The organism is Bacillus sp. FJAT-45066, assembly GCF_002335755.1.
Lineage (GTDB): Bacteria > Bacillota > Bacilli > Bacillales > Bacillaceae_I > Bacillus_CD > Bacillus_CD alkalisoli.
Map to the genome: position 1 here is coordinate 1,483,595 of NZ_NISQ01000001.1, position 17,033 is coordinate 1,500,627.

The 17,033-nt window shown below is 33.7% G+C and carries 22 protein-coding genes; all 22 read right to left on the reverse strand.

The features are described 5' to 3' along the window. Window positions 1-26: 26 nt before the first annotated feature. The gene (gene flhB / locus CDZ92_RS07510) at window positions 27-1,115 is read right to left on the reverse strand and encodes a flagellar biosynthesis protein FlhB (protein WP_096154622.1); all 1,089 of its coding nucleotides are present in this window, start codon (window positions 1,113-1,115) and stop codon (window positions 27-29) included. Continuing rightward, window positions 1,116-1,898: a flagellar biosynthetic protein FliR gene (gene fliR / locus CDZ92_RS07515; RefSeq protein WP_096154623.1), complete on the reverse strand. Its 783-nt coding sequence runs from the start codon at window positions 1,896-1,898 to the stop codon at window positions 1,116-1,118. A 4-nt stretch (window positions 1,899-1,902) separates the two neighbouring features. Next, window positions 1,903-2,172: a flagellar biosynthesis protein FliQ gene (gene fliQ, locus CDZ92_RS07520; protein WP_096154624.1), complete on the reverse strand. Its 270-nt coding sequence runs from the start codon at window positions 2,170-2,172 to the stop codon at window positions 1,903-1,905. Window positions 2,173-2,186: 14 nt separating this feature from the next. Then, window positions 2,187-2,852, reverse strand: coding sequence for a flagellar type III secretion system pore protein FliP (gene fliP / locus CDZ92_RS07525; protein ID WP_096154625.1), 666 nt, complete (start codon window positions 2,850-2,852; stop codon window positions 2,187-2,189). A 2-nt stretch (window positions 2,853-2,854) separates the two neighbouring features. Beyond that, window positions 2,855-3,484, reverse strand: coding sequence for a flagellar biosynthetic protein FliO (locus CDZ92_RS07530; RefSeq protein ID WP_096154626.1), 630 nt, complete (start codon window positions 3,482-3,484; stop codon window positions 2,855-2,857). Between the two features lie 11 nt (window positions 3,485-3,495). After that, window positions 3,496-3,858, reverse strand: coding sequence for a response regulator (locus tag CDZ92_RS07535; protein ID WP_096154627.1), 363 nt, complete (start codon window positions 3,856-3,858; stop codon window positions 3,496-3,498). 16 nt (window positions 3,859-3,874) lie between these two features. Further along, complete coding sequence (fliY, locus tag CDZ92_RS07540) at window positions 3,875-5,074, reverse strand: flagellar motor switch phosphatase FliY (protein WP_096154628.1); 1,200 nt, start codon at window positions 5,072-5,074, stop codon at window positions 3,875-3,877. After that, on the reverse strand, window positions 5,064-6,062 hold the full coding sequence (fliM, locus tag CDZ92_RS07545; protein WP_096154629.1) for a flagellar motor switch protein FliM: 999 nt from the start codon (window positions 6,060-6,062) through the stop codon (window positions 5,064-5,066). Before fliM ends, fliY begins: the two co-directional genes overlap by 11 nt. A gap of 30 nt (window positions 6,063-6,092) precedes the next feature. Beyond that, the gene (gene fliL, locus CDZ92_RS07550) at window positions 6,093-6,527 is read right to left on the reverse strand and encodes a flagellar basal body-associated protein FliL (protein ID WP_096154630.1); all 435 of its coding nucleotides are present in this window, start codon (window positions 6,525-6,527) and stop codon (window positions 6,093-6,095) included. After that, window positions 6,528-6,734 carry a flagellar FlbD family protein gene (locus CDZ92_RS07555; RefSeq protein WP_406564892.1) on the reverse strand — a complete coding sequence of 69 codons (207 nt, stop codon included), beginning with the start codon at window positions 6,732-6,734 and terminating at the stop codon, window positions 6,528-6,530. Between the two features lie 29 nt (window positions 6,735-6,763). Then, window positions 6,764-8,242: a flagellar hook-basal body complex protein gene (locus tag CDZ92_RS07560; protein WP_096154632.1), complete on the reverse strand. Its 1,479-nt coding sequence runs from the start codon at window positions 8,240-8,242 to the stop codon at window positions 6,764-6,766. An 18-nt stretch (window positions 8,243-8,260) separates the two neighbouring features. Next, window positions 8,261-8,905 (reverse strand): flagellar hook assembly protein FlgD, encoded by a 645-nt coding sequence (flgD, locus tag CDZ92_RS07565; protein WP_096154633.1) that lies wholly within the window; start codon window positions 8,903-8,905, stop codon window positions 8,261-8,263. Between the two features lie 7 nt (window positions 8,906-8,912). Next, complete coding sequence (locus CDZ92_RS07570) at window positions 8,913-10,034, reverse strand: flagellar hook-length control protein FliK (protein WP_096154634.1); 1,122 nt, start codon at window positions 10,032-10,034, stop codon at window positions 8,913-8,915. Between the two features lie 21 nt (window positions 10,035-10,055). Then, complete coding sequence (locus tag CDZ92_RS07575) at window positions 10,056-10,637, reverse strand: MotE family protein (protein ID WP_096154635.1); 582 nt, start codon at window positions 10,635-10,637, stop codon at window positions 10,056-10,058. A 5-nt stretch (window positions 10,638-10,642) separates the two neighbouring features. Further along, window positions 10,643-11,089 (reverse strand): flagellar export protein FliJ, encoded by a 447-nt coding sequence (gene fliJ / locus CDZ92_RS07580; protein WP_096154636.1) that lies wholly within the window; start codon window positions 11,087-11,089, stop codon window positions 10,643-10,645. A gap of 13 nt (window positions 11,090-11,102) precedes the next feature. Further along, window positions 11,103-12,416 (reverse strand): flagellar protein export ATPase FliI, encoded by a 1,314-nt coding sequence (fliI, locus tag CDZ92_RS07585; RefSeq protein ID WP_096154637.1) that lies wholly within the window; start codon window positions 12,414-12,416, stop codon window positions 11,103-11,105. 7 nt (window positions 12,417-12,423) lie between these two features. Next, window positions 12,424-13,188, reverse strand: coding sequence for a flagellar assembly protein FliH (fliH, locus tag CDZ92_RS07590; RefSeq protein ID WP_157842729.1), 765 nt, complete (start codon window positions 13,186-13,188; stop codon window positions 12,424-12,426). After that, window positions 13,181-14,197: a flagellar motor switch protein FliG gene (gene fliG, locus CDZ92_RS07595; RefSeq protein WP_096154639.1), complete on the reverse strand. Its 1,017-nt coding sequence runs from the start codon at window positions 14,195-14,197 to the stop codon at window positions 13,181-13,183. The genes fliH and fliG overlap by 8 nt, the downstream gene beginning before the upstream one ends. Window positions 14,198-14,208: 11 nt before the next feature. After that, a complete protein-coding gene (gene fliF, locus CDZ92_RS07600; RefSeq protein WP_096154640.1) occupies window positions 14,209-15,786 on the reverse strand; it encodes a flagellar basal-body MS-ring/collar protein FliF in 1,578 nt (525 codons plus the stop codon). A 62-nt stretch (window positions 15,787-15,848) separates the two neighbouring features. Beyond that, window positions 15,849-16,145, reverse strand: a complete 297-nt coding sequence (gene fliE, locus CDZ92_RS07605) for a flagellar hook-basal body complex protein FliE (RefSeq protein WP_096154641.1) — start codon at window positions 16,143-16,145, stop codon at window positions 15,849-15,851. Between the two features lie 15 nt (window positions 16,146-16,160). Next, window positions 16,161-16,619, reverse strand: a complete 459-nt coding sequence (gene flgC, locus CDZ92_RS07610; protein ID WP_406564893.1) for a flagellar basal body rod protein FlgC — start codon at window positions 16,617-16,619, stop codon at window positions 16,161-16,163. Then, window positions 16,619-17,011, reverse strand: coding sequence for a flagellar basal body rod protein FlgB (flgB, locus tag CDZ92_RS07615; RefSeq protein ID WP_096154642.1), 393 nt, complete (start codon window positions 17,009-17,011; stop codon window positions 16,619-16,621). Before flgB ends, flgC begins: the two co-directional genes overlap by 1 nt. Window positions 17,012-17,033: the final 22 nt, after the last annotated feature.

Genomic DNA, 17,033 nt, shown 5'->3' on the forward strand with positions numbered 1-17,033 from the left:
CTTCTACTTCACCCTCAATCTATCAATCAATTCACTTTATTTTTCAATTGGTACACATAAGCTAATATTTCTGCAACAGCTGCAAAAAATTCTTCAGGAACCGCATCACCTATTTCTGCTTGCGAGTATAAAGCTCTAGCTAATGGCCTGTTTTCTACCGTAGCTATTTCGTGTTCTTTTGCAACTCCTCTTATTTTTAAGGCAACAAAATCAACACCCTTAGCTACAACGTATGGCGCATCCATTTTATTTTCATCATACTTTAAAGCTACTGCAAAGTGAGTTGGATTTGTAATAATAACATCCGCATTTGGAACATCTGACATCATACGTTGCATCGCCATTTCTCTTTGTTTTTGTTTAATTTTCGACTTAATAAGTGGGTCACCTTCTGTTTTTTTATATTCATCTTTTACGTCGTTTTTAGACATTCGAATATTCTTTTCATAATCATACCGTTGATACATATAGTCAAAAACGGAAAGAAACAAAAGGGCGGCACCGGCAATTAAACCCATTTTCACAGTCAAACCACCTAGAAAAGATAAAGCAGCGTGTACATCTTTTTGTGATAGAACTAATAATTCATCCATGCTTAACCATAGTATGGTAAAAGTAATTAACCCAACAAATATAATCTTTAACATGGATTTTACTAATTCAACAATTGCTCTAATAGAATAGATTCTTTTAAAACCTTGTATTGGATCTAATTTATTTAACTTTATCTTTATTGCTTCAGGTGAAAGCAAAGGTCCAACTTGCATAAAATTTGCAATAAACGCACTTAACATAGCAACTAACATAATAGGTCCAACTACTAGCACTAATTGTAATAATATATCGATAAAGATAAGGTGAATACTATCTGCAGTTAATTCCTGTAACATATAAATTTGAAATGTTTGTTTAAACAAGTTCATAATATGTTGTTTCATCCACGGTCCAATGGCAAAGAAACATAAAAAAACTCCGATTAATACAAACGCAGTATTCACATCTGAACTTTTGGCAACTTGTCCTTTTTTCCTTGTTTCTTGCCTTTTCTTTGGAGTGGCTTTTTCTGTTTTTTCACCCGCAAAAAACTGTAAATCAAGGGTTAATTGGGGAGCCATTTACATTCCTCCAAGTAAATCCATTAATCCTCTCATCGTATAAAGCATCATTTCAAACAGCTTATAAAAAAGAGAGAAAAGTATTGTTAAAGATAATAAAATTGCAATAAAGCTCACTCCAATTTTAAGTGGCAATCCAACCACAAATACATTTAATTGCGGAACCGTTCTTGCGACAATTCCTAGTGCAACATCCACTAAAAACAAAGTACCAACAATTGGAATGGATAGTTGAAGTGCTACTAAGAACATCATATTAATCGTCTTTACTACAAACTCTAAAACATTTTCATCTGCTAGCGGAATCCAAATTTGATTTAGAGAGATTAATTGATAACTATAAAAAATACCGTCTAACATTAAATGATGTCCGTTTACCGCTAAAAGCAATAATAAGGCAAATGTATAAAAGAATTGTCCAACAATTGGACTTTGAGCTCCAGTTTGAGGATCGATTACGTTCGCCATCGCAAACCCCATCTGAAAATCAATAAATCCACCAGCAATTTGAATAGCGGCCAGTACCATATATGCTATTAATCCAATTAATAACCCGACCATCATTTCTTTTAAAATCAGCAAGATATACGTACCATCAATAGTCAAAATAGGTAAGTCAAAATTAATCGACATAATTATTGCTAAAAAAAATGCAAAACCTACTTTAAATTGTGCAGGTACACTCCGATAAGAAAAGAGAGGCAACGTTACAAAAAAAGCTGAAACTCTAATGAAAATGAGTAGAAATGCTGGAAAATAGTTGACTAGATTGAGTAATTCCATTATTTTAACTCACAAACCGATTAATATTACCAAAAATCTCCATAGCGAAAGCTAACATATTTGTTAACATCCACGGCCCAAAAACAATTAGACCAATTAACACTGCAACAATTTTCGGAATAAATGCTAAAGTTTGTTCTTGTATTTGAGTTGTTGCTTGAAATATACTAACTGCTAAACCGACGATTAAGGCAAGCAACAATAATGGTGCACTTATTAAAAGAATTGTATAAACCCCTCGTTCAGCTAAGGAGATGACGAATTCAGGAGTCATTTGGCTCACCTACTTTAAAATGATTGCAACAAAGATTTCACTATTAAGTACCATCCATCAACTAAAACAAATAGAAGTATTTTAAATGGTAATGAAATCATTACTGGTGGTAACATCATCATCCCCATCGACATTAAAACACTTGCTACTACCATATCAATGACTAAAAAAGGGATAAATATCATAAATCCAATTTGGAATGCTGTTTTCAATTCACTAATTGCAAAGGCTGGAACTAATACTGTAAGCGGAATATCTTGAATTGTTTCTGGCCGATCCATACCAGCATAATCTAAGAATAGAGCTAAATCTTTTTGTCTAGTATGTTTACTCATAAACTCTTTTAAAGGCATCGATGCTAAGTCATAAGCTTCATCTAATGATATTTCTTCATTAAATAACGGCGTTAATGCTTGTTCATTAATCTCAGCAAACGTTGGAGCCATTATAAAAAAGGTTAAAAATAGTGCAAGCCCAATCAATACTTGGTTAGGAGGCATTTGTTGTGTTGCTAGAGATGTTCTAACAAAAGAAAGTACAATAATAATTCTCGTAAAGCTTGTCATTAATATTAAAATTGCTGGAGCGATGGAAAGTACTGTTAGCAAAAGTAAAAGTTGAACGGAAGTTGTTACTGTAGATGGATCATTTCCATTAAATGATTGTAAAAATTCTGTCATAACTACAACTCTTCCTTTTTTATTCTTTCTAGCTTATTTTTTCGTTCATTTGAAAGGTTATTTAATTGGTCCTTTAACAATGACGAAAACGTATTACTAGACTTCACTGCTTTTTTCTCTTTCCATTTACCTATTAATCCAATAATTTGTTCTGAGTTTATGGAACTTTCAATTCTATCTTGATAAGCCTTTAAAATTACTTCTTTTTCCTCTTCATCTGACACTTCTTTCAATAATTGGATAGAGTCACTAACCCCTAATACAAGGATAGAATTACCAACCTTCACTATTTGCAAAGATTTGTTATTCCCTAAAGTAGTACCACCAACATTTAAGATTGTTTTCTGGGTGTCAAATAGTTGATTCTTCTTGTTTACAAGTTTCATAGCTCCGTATATTAAAAATAAAACAAAACCTAGAGCTAAAAACATCTTGATGAAGTCCCATCCTGAGATCGCATTTTCTCGTTCAGAAAAATTAGGTACGCTTTGCTCATTGTCATTACAAAGTTGCGGGCTTTCCATACACTCTTTCGCATTGTTAGGGACTCCCCCTCCAGCACTTATGTCTGTAGGGGAAAATGTGATAAGTAAAAATAGAACAATGAATAATCGAGATATATTTACATACAAAGAAGACACCTCTAAGATAGTGTTTTATGAATAGCTTCGATAACTCGGTCAGCTTGGAATGGTTTTACAATAAAGTCTTTCGCACCAGCTTGAATCGCATCAATTACCATCGCTTGTTGTCCCATCGCTGAACACATGATTACTTTAGCATTCGGGTTTATTTTTTTTATCTCTTTTAAAGCTGTTATACCATCCATTTCAGGCATTGTAATATCCATTGTTACAAGGTCTGGATGGAATTCTTTATATTTATCTATTGCTTGTACTCCATCCGCCGCCTCTGCAACAACATCATAACCATTTTTCGTTAATATATCTTTAATCATCATTCTCATAAATGCCGCATCATCAACTATTAATATTTTGTTACTCATAATTATTCCCCCTAAATCACTTTAACCTTTTTAATCTATCCGTTTGACTAATAATATCTGTTACTCTTACTCCAAAGCTTTCGTCGATTACAACTACTTCCCCTTGAGCAATTAGTTTGTTATTCACTAAGATGTCTACTGGTTCCCCAGCTAGCTTATCAAGCTCTATAATTGAACCTGATGATAAATCTAAAATGTCTTTTACTGTTTTTCTCGTTCTTCCTAATTCTACCGTTACTTGCAATGGAATATCTAATAACATATTAAGATTTCTTTGTTCAGGTTCCATAGCTGGTACCTCTTCAAACGATGAAAAGACCGCTGGTTGCACGTTAACTGTAGGTTGCCCAATAACTTTCGTACTTGTAGAGCCACTGGAATAATTCTTCTGTTGAGTTGTTTCAATAGAAGAAGCGTAATGAGAAGATTGTTCACTTTCTGCATTAAAGTCTAAACCATAAATATTTTCATTATTAGTAGAACTTGTCGTTTCATAAACTTCTTCTATATTAACTTCGTTATTATTACTTTCTCCGTGCAACTCGCTTACTAGAGTAAGTGCAAAATCCATTGGTAAAACTTGCATTATTTGAGAATCGATTAAATCCCCGATTTTAATATTAAAAGCAACTTTTACAATCTTTTCTTCGGATGCTATATAATCTTTTCCTTCGCCTTCTTTTAAATCTAACAAAACTACAGCAGGAGGAGAAATATCAATCTTTTTTTGAAATATCGTTGACATACTAGTTGCAGCTGAACCCATCATTTGATTCATAGCTTCTTGAACAGCGCTTAATTGAATTTCATCTAAAATAGTAGATTGAGTATGACCATCTCCACCTAACATTAAATCAGCAATAATGGCGGCATCTTTTTGTTCAATTACTAAAACATTTGAACCCGTAAAACCTTCTGTATAATTAACACTAATTGCTACATAAGGTTCAGGAAACTCACTTTCGACTTTATTTTTTTCTACTACCGTCACTTTAGGAGTAGTAATTTCAACCTTTTGGTTAAGTAAGGTTGATAGCGCAGTTGCCGAGCTCCCAAATGATATATTCCCTACTTCCCCTAATGTATCTTCTTCGATTTCCGTTAACGAATGTTCCACACTTGGTTCAGCAAAGAGGGATGAATCGTTGTTGTCAGTTGAAGTGCCGCGCAATAGTGCGTCAATTTCATCTTGTGATAACATTCCGTCATTCATCATCTTCCTCTCCCTCCTTGAGTTCACTCAAAATTTGTACAGCTAAATAATTTTTTGCTTTGCCTATTTGTCCTAAAAAGGTTGGTTTTTCGTCTACTTTGACCTTTATAGGATCTGTAATACTTTTATGAATTGGAATAACATCACCTACAGCTAAATCAAGTAAATCGGAAAAACTTATCTCTGTTTCACCAAGTTCTGCTGTTAATGTTAAAAACGTTCCTTTGATTGCTCTTTTTAATGCTTGTTCTTCATGTGGCTGTCTTTGCTTGCTCTTTTCTTCCATCCAATAATGAACCGATAACTTAGGAATTATTGGCTCTAATACTACATGTGGAATGCAAACATTAATCATTCCACTAATTTCTCCTATTGTAATGTTAAAAGAGATGACAATTACCGTTTCATTCGGAGAAACCATTTGTAAAAATTGCGGATTAATTTCTAAATCAGCTAGGAACGGTTCAATTTGTGCAACAGTTTCCCATGCCTCTCCAAAATTCTCAACAGCACCTTCGAATAAATTTGTCATTAATTTCGTTTCAATCTCTGTTAAACTATCAATTTTATTAAAGCTAGTTCCTCTTCCACCTAATTGTCTATCTAACATCGCATAAGCAATATTAGGGTTAAATTCCATTAACACTCGACCATCAAGAGGGGGGAATTCAATAACATTTAAAAATGTCATTTTTGGGATAGAACGTATGAACTCCTCGTATGGTACTTGATCTACGGATGCAACATTTATTTGAATGTATGTCCTTAGTTGTGCGGAGAAGTAAGTAGTTAAGAGCCTCGCATAATTTTCATGGATGCGTGATAAATTTCTAATTTGATCTTTAGAGAATCTAAGTGCTCTTTTAAAATCATAAACTTTCACTTTCTTCTCTTTTGACTCATTTTTTAAAATATCAGCGTCCATTTCGCCTGTAGATAGTGCTGATAACAAAGCATCAATTTCACTTTGAGACATAATATCTGTAGACATTTTCCCTCACCTCCTCCAAATTAAAATTTATTATTTTTGAAGGAGAAAGCGTGTTGTATAAACTTGAACAACTTTCCCGTCCTGCATAATCGAATTTAATTGGAACCTAATTTCCTCTTCAAGTTCTACAATACCTTCTCCACCTGAAAAGTCGCTTGCAACTTTATTAGCAATCGTATGAATAACGATGTTTTCTAATTGAAAATTTCTTTTTTCTAATTCGTTCCTTGCTTTATTACTATCTGTTTGGATTTTATATTGCACTCGAACATAGCCACCACTCTGCAAGTTCGTTGTTATTTCGTTAAAATCGACCGAGTACTTTAACACTTCATCAATTGAAGGTTCTTTCGTTCCATTAGAATCTCCGTAAAAGATGTTAACTGTTACTAATACGACAATTCCTAATAAGAAAATAAATAATAGAATGATAAGCATCGTATTAACTAATTTATTTTGGAACATTTATTTCTCCCCCATGTCCCTTGCATTATAAATATGATGAAAGAACTGTAAACTTTGTTTAGTTACTTCCTCCATTGATTCTTTTACAAACAGCTTTTTTCCATTTGTTAATGTAATTACGGTATCTGGTACTTCTTCTACTTGTTCAATAATCCAAGCATTCACTGTAAAAACTGTTCCATTCGTTTTAGTTAACTTTATCATCATTATAAGAGGCTAGAAGTAGCCTCTACCTCCTATCGTTTTAAGTTAACAAGCTCTTGTAAAATTTCATCTGAAGTAGTAATTATACGAGTATTCGCTTGGAATCCACGTTGAGCAGTGATCATTTCTGTAAACTCTTCTGATAAATCTACGTTCGACATTTCTAGCGTACCTGCGACTATCGTTCCTGATCCATTAGCACCTGGTCTAAACATCTCAGCTAATTGAATCCCATCACCATTTTTATCTAAGCTACCAGAGTTTGTAGATTGTTGAAATAAATTTTCACCAACCCTTTCCAAACCTGCAGCGTTAGGGAATTTTGCTAGCATTAATTGTCCTGCAACTTTAAGAGAACCAAATTGATCGATAAACGAAACTTTTCCGTCTCCAGAAATACTAAAACTTCTTGCAGTAGGTGGAATTTGAATTAAGCCAGGGTTACCACTTAACTGATCAGACCACGATGGTAACTTTACCATCTCTGCATTAGCAACAAAGTTCTCAAAAGCATTAAAAGCGTTATTAACAGAATCTCTCATCGTTTGGAAATGATAAACTAGTCTCGATAATACATTAATATCGTCTGTTGGATCATCTGCAAACCTAGTTACAATTGGATTGGATAACTCATACACTAATTGCCCAGTATCGTTAATAAAGTCACCGATAGATGTGTTCAGTTCTACACCTGCTTCGTTTAATTGGTCGATCCTTCCATTAGGATTATTAAATGTGCTGTTATATACATTTAAGAATTCGTCTCTAGCTTTGTCTCTTGCATTTCCTGCTGCTGTTGCAGCCGCATTTAATATTGGATCCGTTCCACCAGAATCTACACTAGCTTTCGTTGCATCCTCAAACGTTCTTTGCGCTTCTAACCAATTTGAAGCTAAACGTTGTAGATTTGTAGAATCACTTCTAAAATCAGTGAATACATCAAAGAAAAGAGTCGCCTCGTTTAAAGCTAGATTTGCAGCATTAACTTCTACTTGAGACGGAATGCGTTTTTCTCCTGTTTCTCCAATTAAATACATACCGTTAGAATTTACAATGTATCCATTATTATCCAAGTAGAAATTTCCTGCTCTAGTATAATTCAATGAAACAGAATTATCAATTGCTCCACCTAAAATTCGATTATCACCTGGTACAGTGGCTGAATCTACATTAACCCTAGTAATATCTGCAATACTTCCAACTACAAAAAACCCATCACCTGATAAAGCTAAATCTAGTGGTCTAGCAGTCGTTTGCAAAGAGCCTTGTGTTTGTATACTGTCGATAGATGCTAATCTTGAACCTAGACCAACTTGTATAGGGTTTATACCACCACGCCCAGCAGCAGGTCCACTTGCACCTGATACTTGTTGCAACATCATTTCCTGAAAAGTTGTCCGTCCCTTTTTAAAACCAAATGTGTTCACATTCGCTATATTATTCCCAATAACATCTAGTTTCGTTTGAAAGTTCTTTAAAGCACCAATACTCGAATACATGGATCTAAGCATAAAATCCCCTCCAGTTTCTTAATTTGATATTTTTGTAATATAATCCAATGGAACTTTTTCGTTTGCTAATGGTCCTTCAGAAAAAGTAATATAAGTTATTCCGTTTTTTGATCCTACAGAAGAGACTGTCATATCGTTATATTCTATATCTTCCCATACAATTGACACCTTTTTCCCTATCAGGCCACTTGCATTCATCAATGAATAGCTAGTGTAAGTTGGATCAGACGGCAGTTCAACACTACGTATTTGATCTGTTGTAATTTCGTTACCAGAAGCCAAAGAAAGCTTAGAATTTCCATCAATCATTGTCACTGCAATTACAAAATCTTTATGGTAATTTACTGTTGAGCCATTTTCCGTTTCTACTAACTCTTGCCACTCAATTTGTGCTCCTAAATACTGTTGCATGGATAAAGCACTTTGCCTCGTTTGATTATCTAAAAATTTCTCCATCGTTTTGTTTAAATTTGTCATCTGCTCTAGTGTAGAGAAATTAGCCATTTGAGAAATAAACTCTTTATCTTCCATTGGGTTTAAAGGGTCTTGATTTTGTAATTGTGCAATTAATAACCTCAAAAAATCATCTTTCCCTAAAATATTATTGTTTTTTTCAGGAGCTGGCCGATTTTCAATATATAAATCACTTGTAATCTTTGTCATGTGTTCATCACCCTACTTCGCTTGTTTCCATCTCAATTTCTAATAATTCATGAAACGACGACTCTTTTGAATCATCTTCCTTTTTTTGTTGCTGCTTATTTGGTTGCTGTTGTTCTGGATTACTGTGGTTTTTTTCTTGTTGGAGTGTCTTAGTTGTATCTTGGAAAACTATTTCAATTTTATCTATTTGAATATTTGAAGCTTGTAGATTAGCTTTTAATGAAAATAAACTACCTTCTAATAGTTTAGCAGCTGTAGCAGAGTGAGCTATGATCCTAGCATTTAAACTACCGTCAATTTGTTGTAATTTAATATGTACGGTACCTAAATGTTCGGGAGTTAAACGAATCATGATATTTTGTTTTCCACTTACAGTTTGTACTCTACTTCTTAATAATAATTGTTCCATTTTTTCTAGCAATTGAGATTTCGCTGTTTGTTCAGATGCTGTATTTATCGTAAGTTGTGCTATGACTTGTTTAGGTACATGTAGATGTTCTGCTTTGATACTTGTTGGAGCAAAGTGTTCATTATTTATCTTTTGAGTGTTTGAATCATTTAAGCCAATGTTTTTTTGTATATCAAGATTTTTTTGTGCACTAGTAACCCAATCTAATTTCGATTCCACTATTTTTAATATTTTTTCGATTGTGTTTTCTTTTTTAATTCCAAAGAATTCTTCTACACTTAACTTATCTTTAAGTAATGCCATAATTTTATTTAGTTGTTCTATTTCTTTCGATAAAAAGGTGGTTGGAGATTCTGTTGTATTTTTAAATGTTTTAAATGTTGATAAATCTATATTTTTTTGTGAGGATTGACCAACTTTTTCTATTAAACCTAACAAGTAGTTTACTGCTTCATAGTATCGGTCGTCTTTTAATTCTTCAGGGATATCATTTAATATAGTAAGTTGTTCAAAAGCAACTTCAGTTATAGCTGATATCATTTCCTCCTGTGAGTTACCCTCAAGTGCTGGCATTAGCATTTCATCATTAAAGTTTTCCACATTCATTAGTGGTTGGAGAAACTTATGAAAACTCTCACTGCCTTCTTTACTAACAGCTTTACTTGAAATTAAATTACTATCTAATTTCTTATTAGAAAACTCTATTTGTAAGAAGTTCACATTTACATCTCCTCTCCACCATTATTCATCTGCTAATTTTTTCGTAAACTTAGCTGCAACAGCAGGTTCTAGTTGCGCTAAAACCGCCGAAACTTTATTGGCACTTAAATTAGCTAATATTTTCAATGCCAAATCTTCTTCTAACTCCACCATAATCTGTGCTGCTTTTCTAGTTGGCATACGCTCGTACATGTTAGATAATTCTTTAATAGACTTACTAATTTCTACTGACTCCATTTCTAACTCGTCAATCTTTAGCGTGGCATTTTTTAGTTGTTCTTGAAGTTTGAGTATTTCATTTTGTTTATCTTGTAGTTCTCTTTCAAGTTGAACTATAGTTTGATTAGCATTGTTTTGATCAGTTTTTTTCTCATCATTTGAGCTGTCTAACTTTTCCTCCTCGTGAGAAGTAACTGTTTCTACTTTAGGCCGCATTTCTTTGGCAAGTTCGAAAATATTTATTCCAAAATAAGTTAATATTCCTAACGCTATCGTAAAAATAACTAAAACCGGAATAATGAATAAATACGTAAGTTTTTCAAAAAACGTATATTCTTTCTCTTCAACTTCCATTTCGTTCTTATTTAACTTATTTTTTTTCATAAGCTTCACCTATATGTTTGATGAGAATATTGCAGGATGGATAACTCATCAATAAACTTCGATTCTAGTTTGGTTTCTATTTGTTGAAATAGTTTCTGTTCTTTCTCGTCTAACCGTTCATATTTTTTACATTCAATAGAATGTTCTTTCAATTTTTCCGCTTTAACATTCATAAAAGCTCTCGCATGACTAACCTTACGTTGCTGAACTAGTAAAGACTTTTCTAAATTATTTACAAAATATTGTTGTTGTTTAATATAATCGACAGAAATACCATGTTGGAGAGACGAACGTAAGCTACCTTCTAAATGTTCTTTTTTCTTTAACAATTCGTAGAGCTCTTGTCCTTCTTGTTCAAATTCATTTAAAGCATGGTCATATTCATTTTTGGCAAAGTTTTTTTCTGCCTCTTTAACTACTAATATTTTTTTTAACCTTCCCCGAGTTTGCATTATTGGTTTACTCCTATCTCAAAAGGTTAAGTAATTCATCTAATGTTTGTTGGAATGTATACTTATTCGTTACATCTTGTTTTAAAAAGCGAATGATTTCAGGGTAAGCTTTTATCGCTTCATCTACTTCCCTTGAAGTACCTCGTTTATATGCGCCAATATTAATTAAGTCTTCTGTTTGATAGTATTTTGATAGTTTTTCTCTAATTGTATCTGCAGCTTGTCTATGTTCATCACTCACGATATTATTCATTATCCTACTTACACTTTTTAAGACATTAATCGCAGGATATTGTCCTTTATTAGCTAGATCTCTATCTAAAACAAAATGTCCATCCAATATTCCACGTACTGTATCTGCGATAGGTTCATTCATATCATCACCGTCAACCAATACAGTGTAAAATGCAGTAATACTACCAAATTCATTAGTTCCTGTTCTTTCTAACAACTTAGGTAATATCGAAAATACTGATGGAGTATAACCTTTCGTAGTTGGTGGTTCACCAATAGCTAATCCTATTTCACGCTGAGCCATTGCCACTCGTGTTACCGAATCCATCATTAACATTACATTATTTCCTTTGTCTCTAAAGTACTCTGCTATAGCTGTTGCAGTGTAAGCACCTTTTATCCTCATTAGTGCAGGAGAATCAGATGTAGCTACTACGACAATGGACTTTTTTAAACCAACTGGTCCTAAATCTCTTTCGATAAACTCTCGAACTTCGCGTCCACGTTCCCCAATAAGTGCTATTACATTTATATCTGCGAATGTATTTCTTGCAATCATTCCTAGTAACGTACTTTTACCAACACCGCTTCCTGCGAAAATCCCAATCCTTTGGCCTTTACCTACTGTTAACAATCCATCAATTACCTTTACACCTACTTCAAGTGTTTCGCTAACGGGAGGTCTAGTCATCGGGTTTGGTGGTGATTGTTCTGTAGGGTATTTCGCTAATCCAATTGGAAGTTTTTCATTAGGACTTAAAGGTTTTCCTAAAGAGTCGAGTACCATTCCTTTAAGTTCTTCACCGATAAATACTTGTAGTGGATTGTTGGTCGATTCAACAATGGCACCTGGTCCAATATGTTGTATATCAGAAAAAGGCATTAAGATTACATAACCATCCCTGAAACCAACTACCTCTGCTTGTACAACTATCCTGCGAGGTTTTTCAATAATAATATTGCACAAATCACCTATCGAAGATTCAGGACCTTTAGATTCAATCATTAGACCGATAACCCTGTTCACTTTTCCATAAAGCTTATAAGAATGAATACTTTCAATCTCTTTTTTTATATCTTCGATTGTAAACATAGTAGAATTACCTCTCTATAGACAATTGTAAAAGCTTTTCTTTTATTTCCGTAAGTTGTGTTTCAATGGAGGCATCTAAACGACCTGCACTAGAATCAATCCAACAAGCCTCTTCCGATAAATCACTATCCATAAAAATAAGTAAATCTTGGTTATTGTTTGTAAGAGTTTGCAACAGATGTTTATTCTCTATTAATAATGGGTAGTTAGTAGGGTGAACAAATATTTTAATTTCTGTTTTTTCTTTTACTTCTTTAATAGCATTTTTAACTAAGTCAATAAAAGTTGTTGGATCATTCTCTAATTTCAGGCCAATAATTTTTTCTGCTACGAATATGCTTAACTCAAGAACTGTTGTTTCAGTTGATTGTAATTTTTCGTTGTATTCTTTTTTTGCAAGCAATATAGTTTTATTTACCTCTTCTATTAATTGTTGATATGTTTCTCTACCTTCTGCTTTACCTAGTTCGTAGCCTTCTTTTCTACCTTCTATAAATGCTTGTTTCCTCAGTTCTTCTTTTTCTACAACCCAATTCTCTTTTTCTATTTCTATTTGTTCTAGTGCTCTTTCTTTTTCTACTTGTGCATCTTGTACTATTTTTTTAGCATGTTGTTCTGCTTCTATTACCTTTTTATTAATTTCATCAATGGTAAAAGACGCATAATCTTTATAGTCTATTCCTTCATTTTGCTTAAAAACTGGAGCTACTTTAATGGAAACAGAAGTTGACGGATTGCCACTCAATTGTGTTGACTTAATTAATTTAGACAATAATATCGTCTCCTCCACCACGAGCAATGACAATTTCTCCAGCTTCTTCTAGCTTTCGAATCGTCCCAACAATTCTTGACTGGGCATCTTCCACATCTTTTAAACGTACTGGTCCCATGTATTCCATATCATCTTTCATTGTTTCCATCATTCTCTTAGACATATTTTTGAATACAATATCTTTTACTTCCTCACTAGCTACTTTTAATGCTAACAGTAAATCTTCGTTCTCAGCATCTCGAATAACTCGTTGAATCGCCATATTATCAAGCGTAACAATATCTTCAAATACAAACATTCTTTTCTTAATTTCTTCTGCCAATTCCGGATCTTGTATTTCTAAAGCATCTAAGATCGTTCTTTCTGTACTTCTATCTACTTGATTTAGTACTTGAACAACTGCATCGACACCACCTGTGTTGGTGTAATCTCTTGTGACAGTTGCGGATAATTTTCTTTCTAATATCTGTTCTACCTCACTAATAATTTCAGGAGAGGTACTGTCCATAATAGCGATTCTTTTCGCAATATCCGCTTGAAGTTCTTGTGGGAGCTCAGATAATATTTGACCTGATTTAGTTGCGTCTAAGTACGATAAAATTAAAGCTATTGTTTGCGGATGTTCATTCTGAATAAAATTTAATATTTGTGAAGCATCCGCTTTTCTAGCGAAGTCAAACGGTTTTACTTGTAATGACGATGTTAATCTATTAATAATTGCTGCTGCTTGGTCCGCTCCTAATGCTTTTTCCAGAACTGTTTTTGCGTATGCAATACCACCTTGAGAGATATAATCTTGAGCTTGAGCTATTTGATGGAATTCTTCTAACACATTCTCTTTCACATGTGAATCAACCGTACGTACACTTGAGATCTCTAAGGTTAATTTTTCTATTTCTTCTTCAGATAAATGTTTATATACGGAAGCTGATACATCAGGGCCGAGTGAGATTAATAGAATGGCTGCCTTTTGTTTTCCTGTAAACGATTTACTATTTGTACTTGCCATTTACACTCCTCCTACTCTGATAACCATGATCTTAACAGTTTCGCAAATTCGTCTGGTTTTTCTTTTGCCATTCTTTCTAATTGTTTTCTTTTTGCAGTTCCTTCTGATTCTTTTTCGATATTGATGTCTGGAATGTTAATGGAAGCCTCTTCTATTTCTTCCACTTCTTCTTCCTCTTCTACTTTACGTTTTCTAAATAATAAGAAGATTAATAGTAAAATAGTAGCGACTAGTACTCCAGCAACAGCATAAATCCAAGTTGGAATTGTCGAGGTTGTGTCTGCATTAAAGTCCATTACTCCATTAAATTCTTGAACGGAGACAACTATTCTACTTTCAATTTCTTCTTCCGTTGGATTTGCGCCGATGGAAGTTTTATCAATAGATGTTCTTACAATTGTGGAAAGGATTTGTTTTATATCATTTACAGTGTTTTCTTGTAATAATGGATCTTGGTTTGCAGGCGGCTCCACCATGACTTGAATCCCTAAGTCTCTAATTTTGTAAGGACTTTCTACAATTTCTTTACGAATTCTATTTACTTCATTATTTATTCTTTCTTCTATGCGTTCGTAATCACCACTACCAGTTGCCCCACCAGCTACGTATCCTGGAATGTCCTCTGGTCCTACAGGAACTCCTCCAGCACCATCATCATTACCTGAATAAGTTTCTGTTATTCTCTCCACGCTAATGGCTATTCCTTCTGTATTATCAGGGTCAACAGGTGTTACGATATTTTCTTCTCGATTTTCTTGAGTAAAGTCAATGTCTGTCGTTACAGAAACGACAACTTTCTCTGGTCCCATTAACACGCCAAGCATTTGTTGTACTTGTCGCTGTATATCCCGCTCGATTTCTCGTTTTAATTGCAATTGAGAAGCAATATTAAAACCATTATTAACATTTTGAGTATTATTTACATCAAAGTACTCAAAAAACTGATTCATGATGACAATATTATCAGTAGGTAAATTAGGTACACTTTTAGATACAAGATGATACAACGTATTAATTTGATGTTGTTCAAATTGATAACCCGGCTTCGTATGTAACACAATAGATGCCGACGCTTCTTGAACAGAATCCCGAACAAAAATTCCTGCCTGTGGCATAGAAATCATCACTTTTGCATCATTTATTCCATCTATACTTTTAATTAAATTGGATAACTCCGTTTGAGTTGCATCAAGCTTTAATATTTGAAACTCATTATCAGTCATTCCGAATCCAGATCGTTCTCCAAAAAAAGAATAATCAATACTACCGCTTTTCGGAATACCTTCTGCAGCTAAATCCACTTTTATCGAATCAACTAAATTATCCGGTACAAGAATCGCTGTTCCATTTTGGGTGATTTCTGAGGTAATCCCCCTTGTGTCAAGAACTTCTTTAATCTGTCCCGTTTCTTGAGGACTTAAATTGGAATACAATGGAGCCATGTTCGTTTTTGTGGAAAAATAAAAAATTGCAACTAGTGCAATAATTCCAACTACAATTGAACTAGTAATAGCTGTTTTTTCTACAGAAGACCTTTTGCCCCACCAGTCTGTAAATTTCCCTTTTATTAATAAAAATTTCTCTTTCATCTTGTCATTTCCCCCGGTTATTATCTAGCAGGCTATTAATGCAGTTAATAACCATACCTAACTTATACTTGCATTCTCATTACTTCTTGGTATGCTTCAATCGCTTTGTTACGCACTTCCAAAGTTGTTTGTAGCATTACACTTGCTTTTTGTTGTGTTATCAAAACTTCATGAAGTTCTATTCCATCATTGTTTACTAGTCTTATAGTAGCCTCATTTGATTGATGTTGAGCTTTATTCACTTCACTTAAAGCGTTATTTAAGTATGAAGAGAATTGTGCATGAGCTTCTTTCGGGGTCGGACTATTTTTATTAATATTCGGCAGCCAAACTTGGGCATTATTTGTTATTTTATTCATTTGTGGTTACCTCACTTATTTTCCTAGTTCTAATGTTTTCATCATGATTCCTTTAGAGGCATTAAACACCGTTACATTGGATTCATATGATCTAGTTGCACTCATTAAATCTACCATTTCTTTTAAAGGATCAACATTTGGTAACTGGACAAATCCTTCGTCACTTGCATCAGGATGATCAGGGTTATAAACTAGTCGAAAAGGAGAATTATCTTCTATAATTCTAGAAACTTTTACCCCTTGTTGATTAGATAGTCCATTTCCGTTAGTAGCTTTGTTTAAAAAAGATTTAAAAGAGTTATTGTTATTTGGCTCTAAATAAACCATTTTCCTTTTGTAAGGCTCCCACTGTCCATCAACATACCTTCCTCTTGTAGAGTCAACGTTCGCCATATTAGATGATATTACATCCATTCGTAATCTTTGAGCAGTTAATGCTGAAGCAGAAATATTCATACTATTAAACATGGACATTATCCTCTACCTCCTTTAACTACATTTTGTATCGATTGGAATTTTCCACTTAATTGATCAATTAAAGTGTAATAATAAATTTGGTTTTGAGCGAGTTCAGACATTTCCTTATCAATATCTACACTATTTCCATTGTGAGAATAAGAATTATTACTAGATACTAATTTATAAGGCATGTTAGGTTGTTTTTTAGTAAATTCCACATGTCTCGCATCTGTTTTATTCGCTAGTAGCTGTTGCTGATATATTTGTTGAAATGGCGGCTTTACATCCTGTCTTTTAAAATTAGGCGTATCCACATTCGAAATATTGTTTGAAATTGCTTTATGTTTAGCTGTAGAAAAATGTAAGCCTTTTTCTAAAGAGTGAATAGATGTCGAAAAAAGTTTCATCTTTACCCCCTGAAAATATTTT

What these genes read in the sequence shown, in the direction of transcription:
- flhB (WP_096154622.1), bottom strand. Translation starts at nt 1,115, where the DNA reads ATGGCTCCCCAATTAACCCTTGATTTACAGTTTTTTGCGGGTGAAAAA.
- fliR (WP_096154623.1), bottom strand. Translation starts at nt 1,898, where the DNA reads ATGGAATTACTCAATCTAGTCAACTATTTTCCAGCATTTCTACTCATT.
- fliQ (WP_096154624.1), bottom strand. Translation starts at nt 2,172, where the DNA reads ATGACTCCTGAATTCGTCATCTCCTTAGCTGAACGAGGGGTTTATACA.
- fliP (WP_096154625.1), bottom strand. Translation starts at nt 2,852, where the DNA reads ATGACAGAATTTTTACAATCATTTAATGGAAATGATCCATCTACAGTA.
- CDZ92_RS07535 (WP_096154627.1), bottom strand. Translation starts at nt 3,858, where the DNA reads ATGAGTAACAAAATATTAATAGTTGATGATGCGGCATTTATGAGAATG.
- fliY (WP_096154628.1), bottom strand. Translation starts at nt 5,074, where the DNA reads ATGATGAATGACGGAATGTTATCACAAGATGAAATTGACGCACTATTG.
- fliM (WP_096154629.1), bottom strand. Translation starts at nt 6,062, where the DNA reads ATGTCTACAGATATTATGTCTCAAAGTGAAATTGATGCTTTGTTATCA.
- fliL (WP_096154630.1), bottom strand. Translation starts at nt 6,527, where the DNA reads ATGTTCCAAAATAAATTAGTTAATACGATGCTTATCATTCTATTATTT.
- CDZ92_RS07555 (WP_406564892.1), bottom strand. Translation starts at nt 6,734, where the DNA reads ATGATGATAAAGTTAACTAAAACGAATGGAACAGTTTTTACAGTGAAT.
- CDZ92_RS07560 (WP_096154632.1), bottom strand. Translation starts at nt 8,242, where the DNA reads ATGCTTAGATCCATGTATTCGAGTATTGGTGCTTTAAAGAACTTTCAA.
- flgD (WP_096154633.1), bottom strand. Translation starts at nt 8,905, where the DNA reads ATGACAAAGATTACAAGTGATTTATATATTGAAAATCGGCCAGCTCCT.
- CDZ92_RS07575 (WP_096154635.1), bottom strand. Translation starts at nt 10,637, where the DNA reads ATGAAAAAAAATAAGTTAAATAAGAACGAAATGGAAGTTGAAGAGAAA.
- fliJ (WP_096154636.1), bottom strand. Translation starts at nt 11,089, where the DNA reads ATGCAAACTCGGGGAAGGTTAAAAAAAATATTAGTAGTTAAAGAGGCA.
- fliI (WP_096154637.1), bottom strand. Translation starts at nt 12,416, where the DNA reads ATGTTTACAATCGAAGATATAAAAAAAGAGATTGAAAGTATTCATTCT.
- fliG (WP_096154639.1), bottom strand. Translation starts at nt 14,197, where the DNA reads ATGGCAAGTACAAATAGTAAATCGTTTACAGGAAAACAAAAGGCAGCC.
- fliF (WP_096154640.1), bottom strand. Translation starts at nt 15,786, where the DNA reads ATGAAAGAGAAATTTTTATTAATAAAAGGGAAATTTACAGACTGGTGG.
- fliE (WP_096154641.1), bottom strand. Translation starts at nt 16,145, where the DNA reads ATGAATAAAATAACAAATAATGCCCAAGTTTGGCTGCCGAATATTAAT.
- flgC (WP_406564893.1), bottom strand. Translation starts at nt 16,619, where the DNA reads ATGTCCATGTTTAATAGTATGAATATTTCTGCTTCAGCATTAACTGCT.
- flgB (WP_096154642.1), bottom strand. Translation starts at nt 17,011, where the DNA reads ATGAAACTTTTTTCGACATCTATTCACTCTTTAGAAAAAGGCTTACAT.